This window comes from Sphaerotilus microaerophilus, from assembly GCF_023734135.1.
Classification (GTDB): domain Bacteria; phylum Pseudomonadota; class Gammaproteobacteria; order Burkholderiales; family Burkholderiaceae_C; genus Sphaerotilus; species Sphaerotilus microaerophilus.
On the sequence record NZ_AP025730.1, the window covers coordinates 2,535,103 to 2,551,205 of the forward strand.

At 68.6% G+C, this 16,103-nt stretch carries 13 protein-coding genes and 6 tRNA genes; 18 read left to right on the forward strand and 1 reads right to left on the reverse strand.

What is annotated here, in order from left to right:
• Nucleotides 1–3: 3 nt before the first annotated feature.
• The 18 genes from truA to NGK70_RS11100 all read left to right on the forward strand — a co-directional run bounded on the left by truA (nt 4) and on the right by NGK70_RS11100 (nt 14,660).
• Entirely contained in the window at nt 4–825 is an 822-nt protein-coding gene (gene truA, locus NGK70_RS11015; RefSeq protein WP_251973263.1) for a tRNA pseudouridine(38-40) synthase TruA, read from the forward strand.
• Complete coding sequence (locus NGK70_RS11020) at nt 822–1,493, forward strand: phosphoribosylanthranilate isomerase (RefSeq protein ID WP_251973264.1); 672 nt, start codon at nt 822–824, stop codon at nt 1,491–1,493. The genes truA and NGK70_RS11020 overlap by 4 nt, the downstream gene beginning before the upstream one ends.
• 76 nt (nt 1,494–1,569) lie before the next feature.
• The gene (trpB, locus tag NGK70_RS11025; RefSeq protein ID WP_251973265.1) at nt 1,570–2,874 is read left to right on the forward strand and encodes a tryptophan synthase subunit beta; all 1,305 of its coding nucleotides are present in this window, start codon (nt 1,570–1,572) and stop codon (nt 2,872–2,874) included.
• Nucleotides 2,871–3,698, forward strand: coding sequence for a tryptophan synthase subunit alpha (gene trpA, locus NGK70_RS11030; RefSeq protein ID WP_251973266.1), 828 nt, complete (start codon nt 2,871–2,873; stop codon nt 3,696–3,698). The genes trpB and trpA overlap by 4 nt, the downstream gene beginning before the upstream one ends.
• A 16-nt stretch (nt 3,699–3,714) precedes the next feature.
• Nucleotides 3,715–4,590 carry an acetyl-CoA carboxylase, carboxyltransferase subunit beta gene (accD, locus tag NGK70_RS11035; protein ID WP_251973267.1) on the forward strand — a complete coding sequence of 292 codons (876 nt, stop codon included), beginning with the start codon at nt 3,715–3,717 and terminating at the stop codon, nt 4,588–4,590.
• 131 nt (nt 4,591–4,721) lie between these two features.
• Nucleotides 4,722–6,035, forward strand: a complete 1,314-nt coding sequence (gene folC / locus NGK70_RS11040; RefSeq protein ID WP_251973268.1) for a bifunctional tetrahydrofolate synthase/dihydrofolate synthase — start codon at nt 4,722–4,724, stop codon at nt 6,033–6,035.
• Between the two features lie 81 nt (nt 6,036–6,116).
• A complete protein-coding gene (locus tag NGK70_RS11045) occupies nt 6,117–7,079 on the forward strand; it encodes an SPOR domain-containing protein (protein WP_251973269.1) in 963 nt (320 codons plus the stop codon).
• 12 nt (nt 7,080–7,091) lie between these two features.
• Nucleotides 7,092–7,604, forward strand: a complete 513-nt coding sequence (locus NGK70_RS11050; protein WP_251973270.1) for a CvpA family protein — start codon at nt 7,092–7,094, stop codon at nt 7,602–7,604.
• Nucleotides 7,605–7,719: 115 nt separating this feature from the next.
• Nucleotides 7,720–9,240 carry an amidophosphoribosyltransferase gene (gene purF / locus NGK70_RS11055; protein ID WP_251973271.1) on the forward strand — a complete coding sequence of 507 codons (1,521 nt, stop codon included), beginning with the start codon at nt 7,720–7,722 and terminating at the stop codon, nt 9,238–9,240.
• A gap of 30 nt (nt 9,241–9,270) precedes the next feature.
• Entirely contained in the window at nt 9,271–10,701 is a 1,431-nt protein-coding gene (gltX, locus tag NGK70_RS11060) for a glutamate--tRNA ligase (protein ID WP_251973272.1), read from the forward strand.
• 89 nt (nt 10,702–10,790) lie between these two features.
• Nucleotides 10,791–10,866 (forward strand) — tRNA-Ala (locus NGK70_RS11065).
• A 35-nt stretch (nt 10,867–10,901) separates the two neighbouring features.
• Nucleotides 10,902–10,977, forward strand: a tRNA-Glu gene (locus tag NGK70_RS11070).
• Nucleotides 10,978–11,036: 59 nt separating this feature from the next.
• A tRNA-Asp gene (locus NGK70_RS11075) sits at nt 11,037–11,113 on the forward strand.
• A 109-nt stretch (nt 11,114–11,222) separates the two neighbouring features.
• Nucleotides 11,223–11,298, forward strand: a tRNA-Ala gene (locus tag NGK70_RS11080).
• Between the two features lie 33 nt (nt 11,299–11,331).
• A tRNA-Glu gene (locus NGK70_RS11085) sits at nt 11,332–11,407 on the forward strand.
• A gap of 59 nt (nt 11,408–11,466) precedes the next feature.
• Nucleotides 11,467–11,543, forward strand: a tRNA-Asp gene (locus NGK70_RS11090).
• Between the two features lie 315 nt (nt 11,544–11,858).
• The gene (locus NGK70_RS11095; protein WP_251973273.1) at nt 11,859–13,250 is read left to right on the forward strand and encodes a phosphomannomutase/phosphoglucomutase; all 1,392 of its coding nucleotides are present in this window, start codon (nt 11,859–11,861) and stop codon (nt 13,248–13,250) included.
• 72 nt (nt 13,251–13,322) lie between these two features.
• A complete protein-coding gene (locus tag NGK70_RS11100) occupies nt 13,323–14,660 on the forward strand; it encodes a 3-deoxy-D-manno-octulosonic acid transferase (RefSeq protein WP_251973274.1) in 1,338 nt (445 codons plus the stop codon).
• A 51-nt stretch (nt 14,661–14,711) separates the two neighbouring features.
• On the opposite strand, the gene NGK70_RS11105 is transcribed toward NGK70_RS11100, so the two are convergent.
• The gene (locus NGK70_RS11105) at nt 14,712–16,064 is read right to left on the reverse strand and encodes a TolC family outer membrane protein (RefSeq protein ID WP_251973275.1); all 1,353 of its coding nucleotides are present in this window, start codon (nt 16,062–16,064) and stop codon (nt 14,712–14,714) included.
• Nucleotides 16,065–16,103: the final 39 nt, after the last annotated feature.

Here is a 16,103-nt window from a genome sequence, read left to right on the forward strand (position 1 = left end):
GACGTGCGTCTTGCCTTGGGCATCACCTACCGCGGCACGGCCTATCACGGCTGGCAGAGCCAGGCGGGCGTGGCCTCGGTCCAACAGGTCCTGGAAGAGGCACTGGCGCAGTTTGCGGCGATGCCGGTGCGTGTGACCTGCGCCGGGCGCACCGATACCGGCGTGCACGGGATCAACCAGGTGGTGCACCTGGACACATCGCTCGACCGGGCGGATTTTTCCTGGGTGCGGGGCACCAACCGCTTCCTCCCGCAGGATGTCGGGGTGCAGTGGTGCCGGCGTGTCGATGATGGGTTCCACGCCCGCTTTTCTGCGCGTGCGCGCCGCTATGCCTACGTGCTGCGCGAGTCGCCGGTGCGGCCAGCGCTGGAATCGGGCTTCGTCGGCTGGGTGTTCCGGCCCCTGGAGGCCTCAGGCATGCGCGAGGCGGCCGCGCACCTCATCGGCGAGCACGACTTTTCCTCCTTTCGCTCCGCCGACTGCCAGGCGCGCAGCCCGGTCAAGCAGATGCACGAGATCCGCATCGAGCGGCACGGGGCCTTCTGGCGCTTCGACTTCGAGGCCAGCGCTTTCCTGCACCACATGGTGCGCAATCTGATGGGCTGTCTCGTTGCGGTGGGCAGCGGCGCTCGCGAGCCCGGTTGGATGCGCGAGGTGCTGACTGCGCGCGACCGCGATGTTGCTGCGCCCACCTTTGCACCGGACGGCCTGTACTTTCTCGGCCCACGCTACGATGCTTGCCACGGCCTGCCGGACGGGGCAGCGGCGCACGATTGGTTGCCCGGCTCCGTCACTGCCGGGGATTCTGCTGCTACCTTCCCATGATTGCTGTTCACGCACGCACGCGCATCAAGATCTGCGGCCTGACCCGCGAGGCCGATCTGGACGCGGCCGTCGAAGCCGGTGCCGACGCGATCGGTTTTGTCTTCTACCCGCCCAGTCCTCGGCATGTGGGCGTCGAGCGGGCGGCGCAGCTGGCCTCGCGTCTGCCGCCCTTCGTGACGCCGGTGGGGTTGTTCGTCAACGCCGCGCTGGACGACGTCGCTGCGGCCTGTGCGGCGATCCCCAACCTGCTGCTGCAGTTTCACGGGGACGAGACCCCCGCGCAGTGCGAGCAGGCCGCGCGCCCCTACCTGCGGGCGGCGCGGATGGCGCCGGGTTTCGATTTGTTAAACTTCGCACGCCAGTACGCCGGGCTGCCGCACGCCCGGGCGATGTTGCTCGATGCCCATGTCGAGGCGTACGGCGGTGCAGGAAAGGTCTTCGATTGGTCGCTCGTCCCCCCCAGCGTTCCCTGTCCGGTCGTTTTGTCTGGTGGGTTGAATGCTGCCAACGTGACCGATGGGGTGCTGCGCCTGCGCCCCTGGGCCGTTGACGTCAGTTCGGGCGTCGAGGCTGCCAAGGGGGTCAAGGACGTGGTGCTGATGCGCCAGTTCTGCGATGCGGTGCGCGAGGCCGATGCCCGCCTGGCCGACCTCGACAGCGCCTACTGAGTATCTGCCGACCGGCTTCGTCCCCCGTGTGATCGTGTACGGGCGGAGGCCGGGTGGCCTGCGACAGGATTCCTCCATGTTCGACTATCAGCAACCCGATGCCCGTGGGCACTTCGGGATCTACGGCGGCAGCTTCGTTGCCGAAACGCTCAGCCACGCCCTCGATGAGTTGCGCGAGGCCTATGAGCACTACCGCCACGATGCCGACTTCCAGGCCGAATACCGCCGCGAGCTGGCCCACTTCGTCGGCCGGCCCAGCCCGGTCTACCACGCCGCACGCACCAGCCGCGAGATGGGCGGCGCGCAGATCTACCTCAAGCGCGAAGACCTCAACCACACCGGCGCGCACAAGATCAACAACGTGATCGGCCAGGCGCTGCTGGCCCGGCGCATGGGCAAGCCGCGCGTGATCGCCGAAACCGGTGCCGGCCAGCACGGCGTGGCCACCGCCACCATCTGCGCGCGCTACGGCCTGGAGTGCGTGGTCTACATGGGCAGCGAGGATGTCAAGCGCCAGTCGCCGAACGTCTACCGCATGGACCTGCTGGGCGCCCGGGTGGTGCCGGTGGAGTCCGGCAGCAAAACGCTCAAGGACGCGCTGAACGAGGCCATGCGCGACTGGGTCACCAACGTCGAGAACACCTTCTACATCATCGGCACAGTGGCCGGCCCGCACCCGTACCCCGCGATGGTGCGCGACTTCCAGCGCGTCATCGGCGATGAATGCCTGGTGCAGATGCCGGGGATGATCGGCCGCGCCGATGGTCGTGACGATCGGCAACCCGACGCGGTGGTCGCCTGCGTGGGCGGCGGCAGCAACGCGATGGGCATCTTCTACCCCTACATCCCGCACGAGGGCACGCGGTTGATCGGCGTCGAGGCGGCCGGTCACGGCATGGACAGCGGCAAGCACTCGGCTTCGCTGCAGCGCGGCGCGCCCGGCGTGCTGCACGGCAACCGCACCTACGTGCTGCAGGATGCCAACGGCCAGATCACCGAGACGCACTCGGTATCGGCCGGGCTGGACTACCCCGGCGTCGGCCCCGAGCATGCCTACCTGAAGGACATCGGCCGGGCCGAGTACGTCGGCATCACCGACGACGAGGCGCTCGCGGCCTTCCACTACCTGTGCCGCACCGAGGGCATCATCCCGGCCCTGGAGTCCAGCCACGCCGTCGCCTACGCGATGAAGCTGGCCAAGACCATGCGACCTGACCAGCACATCCTCGTCAACCTGTCCGGACGTGGCGACAAGGACATCGGCACCGTGGCCGACCTGTCCGGCGCCGAGTTCTTCTGCCGGCCCTCCTGCCGCGGGCAGACCGTCAAGAGCGGTGCCCAGGCTGTCGAAGTGGTGCGCAACGCGGGAGCTGCCCAATGAGTACGACGAACCGCATTGCCGCCACCTTTGCCCGCCTGGCCGCCGAAGGTCGCAAGGCGCTGATCCCCTACGTCACGGCCGGCGACCCCTATGCGGACGTGACCGTCGAGTTGATGCACGGCATGGCCGCGGCCGGGGCCGACGTGATCGAGCTGGGTGTGCCCTTCTCCGATCCGATGGCCGACGGCCCGGTGATCCAGCGCGCCAGCGAGCGGGCCCTTGAGCGCGGCATCGGGCTTGTCGACGTGCTGGCCATGGTGCGGCGCTTTCGCGAGTCCGATGCCACCACCCCGGTGGTGCTGATGGGCTACGCCAACCCGGTGGAGCGCTACGGGCCGGATCGCTTCGTCGACGATGCCCATGCCGCCGGTGTGGACGGCGTGCTGATCGTCGACTATCCGCCGCAGGAGTGCGAGGCCTTTGCGGCGCGCTTGCGGGAGCGGCAGATGGACCCGATCTTCCTGCTGGCGCCGACCTCCACCGACACCCGCATGGACGAGGTGGGCCGCATCGCCACCGGCTACGTTTACTACGTGTCGCTCAAGGGTGTGACCGGCGCCGGCCACCTCGACACCGACGCGGTGGCGCGCATGGTGCCCCGCATCCGCCAGCACGTGCGCGTGCCGGTGGGTGTTGGCTTCGGCATCCGCGATGCGGCCACCGCGGTGGCGGTGGCGCGTGTGTCGGACGCGGTAGTCATCGGCTCCCGTATCATCCAGCTGATTGAACAGGAACCGCGCGAGGCGGTGGTGCCGGTGGCAGCCGGTTTCATCCGCGAAATCCGCACGGCCCTGGATACCCTGGCCCCGGCCTCGACGAAGTAAGTAAGGAGTTGCGCGCATGAGTTGGCTCGACAAGCTGCTGCCCCCCAAGATCCAGCAGAAGACCGATCAGAGTGAGCGCCGCTCGGTGCCCGAGGGCCTGTGGGTCAAGTGCCCGGCCTGCGAGACGGTGCTGTACAAGACCGACCTGGAGCAGAACCTCAACGTCTGCCCGAAGTGCTCGCATCACCACCGCATCGGTGCACGGGCCCGCCTGGACGCCTTCCTCGATGCCGAGGGCCGCTACGAGATCGGCCAGGAAGTGGTGCCGGTCGACGCGCTGAAGTTCAAGGACAGCAAGAAGTACCCCGAGCGCATCAAGGAGGCCATGGAGGCCACCGGCGAGACCGATGCGCTGATCGTGCTGGGCGGCTCGGTGATGAGCATGCCGGTGGTGGCGGCCTGCTTCGAGTTCGACTTCATGGGCGGCTCGATGGGCTCGGTGGTGGGTGAGCGCTTCGTGCGCGGCGTCGAGTCGGCGCTGGAGCAGAAGGTGCCCTTCGTGTGCTTCACCGCCACCGGCGGTGCGCGCATGCAGGAGGGCCTGCTGTCGCTGATGCAGATGGCCAAGACCAACGCGTCGCTGACCCGCCTGTCCAAGGCCAAACTGCCCTTCATCAGCGTGCTGACCGATCCGACCATGGGCGGCGTGTCGGCCGGCTTCGCCTTCGTCGGTGACGTGGTGATCGCCGAGCCGAAGGCACTGATCGGCTTTGCCGGCCCGCGCGTGATCGAGAACACCGTGCGCGAGAAGCTGCCCGAGGGCTTCCAACGCTCCGAGTTCCTGATGGAAAAGGGTGCGCTGGACATGATCGTGGACCGGCGTGAACTGCGCCAAACCATCGCCCGTGCGCTGGCCATGCTGCAGCGCCAGAGCGCCGACGCGGTGGCCTGACGCCCGCTGCATCGGTTTCGCCAGGGGCGTCCTCGGACGCCCCTCGTCGTTGACAGGCCCCAGCGCACGGCGCGTGTGCGGCTCCCCACCGGCAGCTTTCTGCCTCGTTTTCCCCCGTTTCTGCTCCGACCATGAACCGAAGCCTGGCCGACTGGCTTGCGCACTGCGAGCGACTGCACCCGGTCACCATCGACCTGACGCTCGATCGCGTCACCACGGTGCGTGAGCGGCTCGGCCTGCACTTCGACATCCCTGTGTTCACCGTTGCCGGCACCAACGGCAAGGGCTCCACCTGCGCGATGCTGGAGGCCATCCTGCTGCAGGCGGGCTACCGGGTCGGCCTCTACACCTCGCCGCACCTGGTGCACTTCGAGGAGCGCCTGCGCCTGAACGGCGAGGTGGTGGTCGCCGAGCGGCTGCTGCCGCACTTCGAGGCGGTCGAGGCGGCGCGCGGTGACGTGGCGCTGACCTACTTCGAGTTCACCACGCTGGCGATCCTGCGCTGCCTGGCGGCCGAGCCGCTGGACGCGGTGGTGCTGGAGGTCGGTCTGGGTGGTCGGCTCGACGCGGTCAATGTGATCGACACGGACTGCGCCGTGATCACCTCCATCGCGCTCGACCATATGGACTACCTCGGTGGCGACCGCGAGGCGATCGGGCGCGAGAAGGCCGGCATCATGCGTGCCGGTCGGCCGGTGGTGATCGGTGATCCGCAGCCGCCGGCGAGCTTGCAGGCGCATGCGCGTGACGTGGGTGCCGATGTCTGGCAGGCGGGGGTCGATTTCCGGCACGAGGGCGACCGCCAGCAGTGGTCCTGGAGTGGCCGCGGGCGGCGGCGCAATGCGCTGGGCTACCCGGCACTGCGGGGGGCCAACCAGTTGCTCAATGCCTCGGGCGTGCTGGCGGCGCTCGAGGCCCTGCGCGACCGGCTGCCGGTGCCGGCCCAGGCGGTGCGCAATGGCCTGGCGATGGTGCAGCTGCCCGGGCGTTTCCAGGTGCAGCCTGGCCAGCCGACGCTGGTGCTGGACGTGGCCCACAACCCGCAGGCCGCTGCGGTGCTGGCGGTGAATCTCGATCAGATGGGCTTCTACCCGCGCACGCACGTCGTGTTGGGAGCCATGGCGGACAAGGACCTCGCCGGCGTGATCGCTCCGCTCCTGCCATTGGTGGACAGCTGGCAACTGTGCGACCTGCCCACGGCGCGGGCGGCCTCGGCGGGCCGGTTGGCAGAGCTGGTCAGTGCCCAGCGCCAAGCCGCGCTTGCGGCTGGCCAGGCCGTTCCCGAGGCCGCGGTGTCCACGCACGCAAGCCCCTCTGCTGCGCTGCAGCATATCCTGGGTCACTGCGACCCCGCTGATAGAATCGTGGTCTTTGGATCCTTCTTCACCGTGGGTGATGTGTTGCAGCAGGGCCTGCCCCGTCTGGGGGCCGCTCATCTTGGCTGATGCTGACGCCGGCCATCGGCACTGCAGCTTGCTCTACCCGGCTTCCTCCCTTTTTCGCAGCGCGGCAGCAGGCCGATCCTGATGCGTTTCCTGTCGTTCCTGAGGCGTTCTCCTGACGCGCAGCCGCCGGCCCGGCGTGGCGGGCCGGTGCAGGACCCGGTGAGCGTCGAGGGGCTGCGTGCACGTACGCGCAGGCGGCTGATCGGTGCGGCGGTGCTGGTGGCGCTGGCGGTGCTGCTGCTGCCGGTGGTGTTCGAGAGTGCCCCGCGCCCGGTGTCCGACCAGGTGGCGATCCAGATGCCGCCGCGCGAAACGGCGGCAACCACGATCGAGATGGCCGGGCCGCGCCCTGGCAGTGCCGGCGCCACGGCGCCTGCCCTGCTGCCCTTGCCCACACCCGCGGCCGTGCCGGCTCTGCCGGTGCCCCGTGTCGTTTCGCCAAGCTCGAGTGCTGCCATGCGCGAACCGGCGCCAGCCGCTTCCCGTGCCCTGGCATTGGCCCCATCGCCGCCAGCACGGTTGGCATCGGCGGCAGTCGCTGCGCGGCCAACCCCGGCCCGGGCGCCAGCGACCGACGGCAAGGCGGCCACCAGGATCGATCGGACGGAGAAGTCCGAGCGTGCCGACAAGGTCGCCCGGGGTGAACCTGCGGACCGATCGGCCGCGGCGGCAAAGCCTGCCAAGCCACCGGTCGTGGTGAAAGAGGACAAGACGGCGCGCGCCGACAAGGCCGACAGGCCTGCCCGCAGCGAGCGCAAGGAGGCGCCGGACAAGGCGCCAGACAAGGCAACTGCCGCCACCAAGAAGCCGGCCGATGCCCGGGTGTGGGTGCAGGTGGGCGCCTATGCGGAGCCCGGGACCGTCAAGACGGTGCGCCAGCGCGTCGACAAGCTGGGGCTGAAATCCCAGGAGCAGGCGGTGCAGACCTCGGCGGGCCAGCGCACCCGCGTGCGGCTGGGACCCTTTGCCTCTCGCGAGGAAGCCGACCGGGCCGCGGCCAAGCTGCGTGCCAACGGCCTGGGCGCCTCGGTGGTGTCGCCTTGAGGCCCGCGGCAGATGGCCTCCGGTGCACTGGGATGGATCGACGTGCTGATCCTCGTGGTCCTCGGGGGCTCGGTGCTGGTCGGCGTGCTGAGGGGCCTGGCCTTCGAGGTGCTGTCGCTGCTGGGCTGGCTGGTGGCCTGGCTGTGCGCGCAGGCCTGGGGCATCCGCGTGGCCCAGGCGCTGCATGTCGGTACGCCCGGTTCGCTGCTGGAGCGCGGCGTGGGCTTTGCGCTGTGCTTCGTGGCGGTGCTGCTGGGTTGGAAGCTGCTGAGCTGGCTGGTGCAGCAGGTCATCCAGGCGACCCCGCTGGCGCCGATCGACCGCACGCTGGGTGCGGCCTTCGGTCTGCTGCGCGGCGGGGTGATCGTGCTGGTGGCCGTGACGCTGGTGGGGCTGACACCCTGGGCCCGATCGGCCCCCTGGCAGGCGGCCGCGGGCGTGCGCTGGGCACAGGTGCTGCTGGGTGTGTTGGCGCCGGTCATGCCGGGGCCGGGAACGCCTGCTTCGAGCAGCGGGAAAACATGAATCGAGCGTGCGACGCCACCGGCCTGGCCGGTGGCTGGCGCACCGTGCAGCGGGTGCGCTGGGCCGTCAGGGCCGGGTGAGCGCACCCAACCATTGGCAATCTTTGGAGTAGGCGATGTGTGGCATCGTGGGGGTGATTTCAGCGTCGCCCGTGAACCAGCTGATCTATGACGCGCTGCTGCTCTTGCAGCACCGCGGCCAGGATGCCGCCGGCATCGTCACGGCCATGGGGACGAAGTTCTTCATGCACAAGGCGCGTGGCATGGTGCGCGACGTGTTCCGCACCCGCAACATGCGTGCGCTGCCCGGCACGATCGGCCTGGGCCAGGTCCGCTACCCGACCGCCGGCAACGCCTACAGCGAGGAAGAGGCGCAGCCCTTCTACGTCAATGCCCCCTTCGGCATCGTGCTGGTGCACAACGGCAACCTCACCAACGCGCACGCGCTGAAGGAGGAGCTCTTCGACATCGACCGGCGCCACATCAACACCGAGAGCGACACCGAGGTGCTGATCAACATCCTGGCGCACGAGCTGGAAACGGCCGCACGCGACCAGCCCCTCACGCCCGAGGAGGTCTTCAAGGCGGTGGCGGCGGTGCATCGGCGGGTCAAGGGCTCCTATGCCGTGATCGCGCTGATCGCCGGCTACGGCCTGCTGGCCTTCCGCGACCCCTACGGCATCCGGCCGCTGTGCGTGGGCGCGATGGGCGGGGCCCAGGGCGCCGAGTGGATGGTGGCCAGCGAGTCGGTGGCACTCGAAGGCACCGGCCACCAGCTCGTGCGCGATGTAGCGCCGGGCGAGGCGGTCTTCATCGACATGCGCGGCGAGCTGCACGCGCGCCAGTGTGCCGCCCATCCGGCGCTGAACCCCTGTGTGTTCGAGTTCGTCTACCTGGCGCGGCCGGACTCGGTGATCGACGGCGTGTCGGTCTACCACGCCCGCCTGAACATGGGCGAGACGCTGGCGCAGCGCGTCATCAACGCCATGCCGCCGTCGGAAATCGATGTGGTGATCCCCATTCCCGAATCCAGCCGGCCCTCGGCGATGCAACTGGCGCAGAAGCTGGGCAAGCCCTACCGTGAAGGCTTCGTGAAGAACCGCTACGTTGGGCGCACCTTCATCATGCCGGGCCAGGCGGTGCGCAAGAAGAGCGTGCGTCAAAAGCTCAACGCCATCGGCATGGAGTTCAAGGGCCGCAATGTGCTGCTGGTGGATGACTCGATCGTGCGCGGCACCACCAGCCGCGAGATCGTGCAGATGGCCCGTGAAGCGGGGGCGCGCAAGGTCTACATGGCCTCGGCCGCGCCGCCAGTGCGCTTCCCGAACGTCTATGGCATCGACATGCCGACCAAGGAGGAGCTGATCGCCCACGGCCGCACGATGGAGGAGATCCGCGCCTACATCGGCTGCGACGCGCTGATCTACCAGGACGTCGACGCGATGAAGCGGGCGGTGGCTGCGCTGAACCCGGCGCTGCAGGGCTTCGAGGCCTCCTGCTTCGACGGTCGCTACATCACCGGCGACGTGTCGGCCGCGGACTTCGACGCGATGCAGGCGCAGCGCCTGGCCCAGCCCCAGGACGAGGACGCTGCCGAGCGCGGCCGCCTGGCGCTGCCGAACGCCAGTGAGTCCTGATCACCGAACCGACACATCCCTGTCCGACCCATGAGCACCACCGTTCCGAGCGGCGCCGCTGCGCGCGCCGTCCGCACCCGCTTCGCCCCGTCGCCGACGGGCTTCATCCACCTGGGCAACATCCGCTCGGCGCTGTACCCCTGGGCCTTCGCGCGCTCGCAGGGGGGCACCTTCGTGCTGCGCATCGAGGACACCGACCTGGAGCGCTCCTCGCAGGCGGCGGTGGATGTGATCCTGGAGAGCATGCAGTGGCTCGGCCTGGGCCACGATGAAGGGCCGTTCTACCAGATGCAGCGCATGGACCGCTACAAGGCGGTGCTGGCGCAGATGCTGGAGCAGGGCCTGGTCTACCGCTGCTACATGAGCACCACCGAGCTGGACGCCCTGCGTGAGCGCCAGATGGCCAACAAGGAGAAGCCGCGCTACGACGGCACCTGGCGCCCCGAGCCCGGCAAGGTGCTGCCGCCGGTGCCCGAGGGGGTGCAGCCGGTGCTGCGCTTCAAGACGCCGCAGGGTGGCTCGGTGGTCTGGGAGGACAAGGTCAAGGGGCGCATCGAGATCAGCAACGACGAGCTGGACGACCTGGTGATCGCCCGCCCGGATGGCACGCCAACCTACAACTTCTGCGTCGTGGTCGACGACATCGACATGGCGATCACGCACGTGATCCGTGGCGATGACCACGTCAACAACACGCCGCGGCAGATCCACGTCTTCCGCGCGCTGGGGCATGAGCCGCCGGTCTATGCCCACCTGCCGACCGTGCTGAACGAGCAGGGCGAGAAGATGAGCAAGCGCCACGGCGCCAAGCCGGTGACGCAGTATCGCGACGAGGGCTTCCTGGCCGATGCGGTGGTGAACTACCTCGCACGGCTGGGCTGGAGCCATGGCGACGACGAGATTTTCAGCCGCGAGCAGCTCATTGCCTGGTTCGACCTCGACCACCTGGGCCGCAGCGCGGGCCAGTTCGACGAGACCAAGCTGCGCTGGGTGAACGCCCAGCATATGAAGCTCTGTGACAACGATCGGCTGGCGGGCCTGGTGGCTGAGCAGTTCGCTCGGCGGGGACTCGCAGTGGCGGCCGACCCGCGCCTGGCGGCGATGTGCGCCCTGTTCAAGGACCGCTGCAGCACCACGGTCGAACTGGCCGACTGGCTGTCCATGTACTTCACCCCGGTGGCGCCGGCCGAGGCGGATCTGGCCACACACCTGACGGAGGCGGTGAAGGCGGCGCTGCCGACCCTGCGCGCCAAGCTGGCAGCCTTGTCCGAATGGACGGCATCGGCGATCCAGGGTGCGATCAAGGAGACCATCGCGGCCCATGGCCTGAAGATGCCCCAATTGGCGATCCCGGTGCGGCTGCTTGTGTGCGGCCGCGCTCAGACGCCGTCGGTGGACGCGGTGCTCGCGTTGTTCGATAAAAAAATCGTCGAGCAACGCTTGCATAGTGCAGGAAGCTAAGCCATAATCTCTTTCTCGCTTGAACGACGAAGCAAATCGACGCCAAGCAGATTGCTGACGCGGCCTTGTGTCGTGAATGTGGTCCGCAAGGGGGTATAGCTCAGCTGGGAGAGCGCTTGCATGGCATGCAAGAGGTCAGCGGTTCGATCCCGCTTACCTCCACCATCGAAGCGTTTCGGCATTCAAGTCAACAAGTTCCTGACCCCTTCGTCTAGAGGCCTAGGACACGACCCTTTCACGGTTGTAACAGGGGTTCGAATCCCCTAGGGGTCGCCAAGTTTGGATGAGACTTGGCGGGCAGTGCAAGAGCGCTGTTGCAGATTCATCACCAACGCGGAGTGGTAGTTCAGTTGGTTAGAATACCGGCCTGTCACGCCGGGGGTCGCGGGTTCGAGTCCCGTCCACTCCGCCACAATATGGTGGGCTGCGATTTCGATGTTGCAGCCCATTTTGTTTGAGAGTTTGAGCAACGGGCGTTTCGCCTAAGGCGGCAGGTGTCGATGAAGTCGGCGACTGCTCTTGGGGGTATAGCTCAGCTGGGAGAGCGCTTGCATGGCATGCAAGAGGTCAGCGGTTCGATCCCGCTTACCTCCACCAGCGAAGCGTCTGTTGCGGCATTGAAAAGTTCCTGACCCCTTCGTCTAGAGGCCTAGGACACGACCCTTTCACGGTTGTAACAGGGGTTCGAATCCCCTAGGGGTCGCCAAGTTTGGATGAGACTTGGCGGGCAGTGCAAGAGCGCTGCTGCAGATTCATCACCAACGTGGAGTGGTAGTTCAGTTGGTTAGAATACCGGCCTGTCACGCCGGGGGTCGCGGGTTCGAGTCCCGTCCACTCCGCCAATTTTCAAATGGGTTGCAACTTACGTTGCAGCCCATTTTGTTTTCCGGGTTCGATCCGTCGGCCTGCGAGGCTCCTGGCACAGGTCAGGCCGTGTTTCGCGCCTTGCCAGCCAGGATTGGCATGGCAGCGATCGCTGCCGGCCACGATGTGGCGGCGTCATATGGTGCGCCTCGGTCGACGGGGCGGGCTGGCGCGATTTGCCGTCCACCGTGAACTTCACCGGGTTGGGTGGGGCGGCTGAGAGGCCAGGCTGAAACGGGGGCGAGACTCCCTACAATGCTGCCGGTTTTGCCACCCAGGGTTGCCCATACACCATGCAAGTTCAAGCGTCCGCCTTCAAGGCCTATGACATCCGCGGCATCGTCGGCCAGGCCATCGATGAGGTTTTCGCCGAGCACCTCGGCCGTGCCTTTGGCAGCGAGGCCGTGGCCTGCGGCGAGCGCGCCGTGGCCGTCGGCCGTGACGGGCGCCTCTCCGGGCCTGGCCTGGTTCAGGCCCTGATGCGCGGCCTGGCGTCCACCGGGCTGGACGTGATCGACCTGGGCGCCGTGACCACGCCGATGCTGTATTACGTCGCTGCCACGCGGGGCGAGCAGGGCTGCCGCAGCGGCATCCAGGTCACCGGCAGCCACAACCCGAAGGACTACAACGGCTTCAAGATGGTGCTGGCCGGCGTGGCCATCCATGGTGAGGCGATCCAGCGGTTGCGCCAGCGCATGGAGGCCGAAGACTATGTGAGTGCTGCGGACGGTGGCATCACGGCATTGGACGTCCTGCCGGAGTACAGCCTGCGCGTCACCGGCGATTGCAGGCTCAGCCGGCCGATGAAGATCGTGATCGATTCGGGCAATGGCATCCCGGGCGCCTCGGCGCCGGGCATCCTGCGTGCCCTGGGCTGCGAGGTGATCGACCTGTACAGCCGCGTTGATGGCGACTTCCCCAACCACCACCCCGACCCTTCCAAGCTGGAGAACCTGGCCGACCTGATCAAGGTCGTGAAGGCCACTGAGGCCGAGCTGGGCCTGGCCTTCGACGGCGACGGCGACCGCCTAGGGCTGGTGACCCGCGACGGGCAGATCATCTTCCCGGACCGGCAGATGCTCCTGTTCGCACGCGACATCCTCGGTCGGCATCCGGGCGGCACCATCATCTTCGACGTCAAGTGCTCCCAGCGCCTGTCCGCCGGCATCCGTGAAGCGGGTGGCGTGCCGCTGATGTGGAAAACGGGGCACTCGCTGGTCAAGGCCAAGCTCAAGGAAACCGGCGCGCCGATCGCTGGGGAGATGAGCGGCCACATCTTCTTCGGCGAGCGCTGGTATGGCTTTGACGATGCGATGTACACCGCGGGCCGGCTGCTGGAAATCCTCTCGCGCGAGGCCGACCCGAGCGCGGTGCTCAACGCCCTGCCGACCAGTTATTCCACCCCGGAGCTGAACGTGGCGGTGCCCGAGGGCAACCAGCACGCCATCGTTGAACAGCTGATTGCTCGGGCGCGTTTCCCGGGCGCCGAGATCGGCACGATCGATGGCCTGCGTGGCGACTATCCCGATGGCTTCGGCCTGATCCGCGCCTCCAACACCACGCCGGTGCTGGTGCTGCGTTTCGAGGGGCACACGCCCGAGGCGCTGGAGCGCATCGAGCGCGACTTCATGGCGGCGCTGCGTGAGGTGATGCCTGGTGCGCAGGTGCAGGCGGCGGCGCATTGACGGCGTCAGCCAGGTGGTGCGCGTGGTGCTGGATCGGCCCGCAGGCAGGCTCGGCCAGATGAGGGGGCGGGCATGACACGCTGGCGGGAAGCGGTGGTGCTGCGCCTGTACGGCGTGCTGATGCAGCTGCTGACACCGCTGCTGCTGCTGCGCTACCTCTGGCGCGCACGGCGCGAGCCACTCTACGGTCGGTGGCTGGGCGAGCGTTTCGGGTTCGGCGCGCCGGCTCGGCCTGGCGCGGTGTGGATCCATGCGGTCTCGCTGGGCGAAACCCGCGCCGCGGAGCCTCTGATCCAGGCGCTGCGGCTGACTTGGCCGGACGTGCGGCTGCTGTTGACCCACGGCACCGCCACGGGCCGGGAGACTGGCGCGGCGTTGCTGCGCGAGGGGGATGTGCAGCGCTGGCTGCCGCTGGACCTGCCAGGTGCGACGCGGCGCTTCGTGCGCCGGCACCAGCCGGCGCTCGGGGTGCTGCTGGAAACCGAGGTCTGGCCGAACCTGCTGCACGCCGCCGCCGATGCGGGCGTGCCGGTGGTGCTGGCCAATGCCCGCCTGTCCGAGCGCAGCCTGGCCAAGTCGCTGCGCTTCGACCGGCTGCTGCGGCCGGCGGCGCGCAGCCTCTCGCTCACGTTGGCGCAGACGCCCGAGGATGCCCACCGCCTGGTCGCGGCCGGCGCCCGGCCGGTGCAGGTCTGCGGCAACCTGAAGTTCGACCTGCTGCCCGACCCGGCCCTGCTGGAGCGCGGGCGGCGTTGGCGCGATGCGCTGCCCCTGGTCCAGGGTGGCAGCCGGTCCCGCCGGGTGGTGCTGGCGGCGGTGTGGCGCGAAGGCGAGGACGAGTGGCTGCTCGATGCCTGGCGGCGCTGGCTGCTGTCGCTGCCCCAGCGTGACACGACCGCCTGGCCGCTGCTGCTGATCGTGCCGCGGCACCCGCAGCGTTTCGACGAGGTGGCGCAACTGGTCCTGCGGACCGGCCTGGAGCTGTCGCGCCGCAGCCAGTGGGTGGACGACCTGCCACCCGCTGGCGCTTTGCATGCCGATGTCTGGCTGGGTGATTCGCTGCGCGAGATGCCGGCGTATTACGCGCTGGCCGACGTGGCGCTGCTGGGCGGCAGTTTTGCCCCGCTGGGCGGCCAGAACCTCATCGAGGCGGCGGCCTGCGGCTGCCCCCTGGTGATGGGGCCGCACACCTTCAACTTCGCCCAGGCGGCCGAGCTGGCGGCCGAGCAGGGCGCCGCCCTGCGCGCTGCCGACCTGGCTGAGGCGGTGGCGATGGCCGGGCAGATGGCCGGCGACGACACGGCGCTGGCCGAGCGCGCCGCTGCCTGCCTGCACTTCTCGCGGGCGCACCAGGGTGCGGCGATGCGCACGGCGGCGGCGCTGCGCGCGGTCTGGCAGTCACGCCACTGAGCGCGCCAAGGCTCCCGCGCCAGGCGGGAGCTGCTGGCCCGGGCGATCAGATCAGGGCTGCAGCAGCACGTTGACCGGGTCGATGTCGGCCGCACCCAGGGTGCCTGCCGCCTGGCGCAGCTTCAGGCTGGTCACCAGCAGGTCGTAGCGGGCCTTGGCCAGGTCGGCCTGGGTCGAGAACAGCTGGGTCTGGGCATTGAGCACGTCCAGGTTCACGCGCACACCGACCTTGTAGCCCAGCTGCGTGGCCTCCAGTGCGAGCTTGCTGGAGGACTCGGCCGCTTCCAGCGCTGCGACGCGGGAGCGCCCGGACTCGACCCCCAGGAAGGCCTGGCGGGTCGCCTGTGACAGGCTGCGCCTTGCGCCTTCGAGGTCGTTGCGGGCCTTGTCTTCCAGCTTCAGGGCTTCGCGCACCTGGTTCTGGATCGCGCCACCGGCGTACAGCGGCATCTTCAACGTCACGCCGATCGAGTTGGTATTGGCGGTGCCTTCGCCACCCATCGACGGGGCGTATGAGCCCCGGTTGTTGGCCATGCCGAGGCTGCCAGTCAGGTCGACCGTGGGCCGGTGCCCGGCTTCAGCACGGCGCACCTCCATCTTGGCGATGTCCAGACCGGCCTGGGCCTTGCGTACGGTCGGGGAGCTGTCGACCTTGGTCACCCAGTCGTCCATCCCCCCGCCCGCCGCGATGGGCAGTGGCGACACCTTCTTCAGGCTGAAGGGCGTGACACCGCTGCCACCGACGAGCTGGTCGAGCGCGACGCGCTTGCTGCGCAGGTCGTTCTCGGCGGCCAGCACCTGGGCGGTGGACAGGTCGAACTTGGCCTGCGCTTCGCGGGTGTCGGTGATGGTGGCGGTGCCGACCTCGAAGTTGCGCTTGGCCGAAGCCAGCTGTTCGCTGATGCCCTTCTTGTTGGCCTGCGCGGTGGCGAGCGTGTCCTGGGCCGCCAGCACGTCGAAATAGGCCTGGGCGAGGCGCACGATCAGATCCTGCTCGGCGGCCTGGAGATCGGCAGCGGCCACGTCGAGGCTGCGCCTTGCCTTGTCGATGTTGGCGCCATTGGTGGCGTTGTAGAGCGGCTGGGTGGCGCTCACGCCCAGCGAGGCCACGCGGGCGCTCTTGTTGCCGCCCAGCGGGGTGTCGTAGCCATTGCGCTTGAGGTCGGCCTGCAGGCCGACCGAGGGCAGGTTCAGGGCATCGGCCTGGGCGGCCTTGTACTGGGCGGATTCGGCCTGGGCGCGTGCGGCCAGGAAGGTGGCGTCATAGCCGCGGGCCGCCTCGAACAGGTCCTTGAGGCTCTGCGCCTGGGCGGGCGCGGCCAAGCCGCACAGCCCGGTAACGGCCAGGGCGAGGGCCGTCAGGGCGACCTTCGTGGGTCGGTGGGTCGATTGGTGGGGCTTCATGTGCAACGCATCCTTCCAGGACCAGGGACGGAAAAGGGG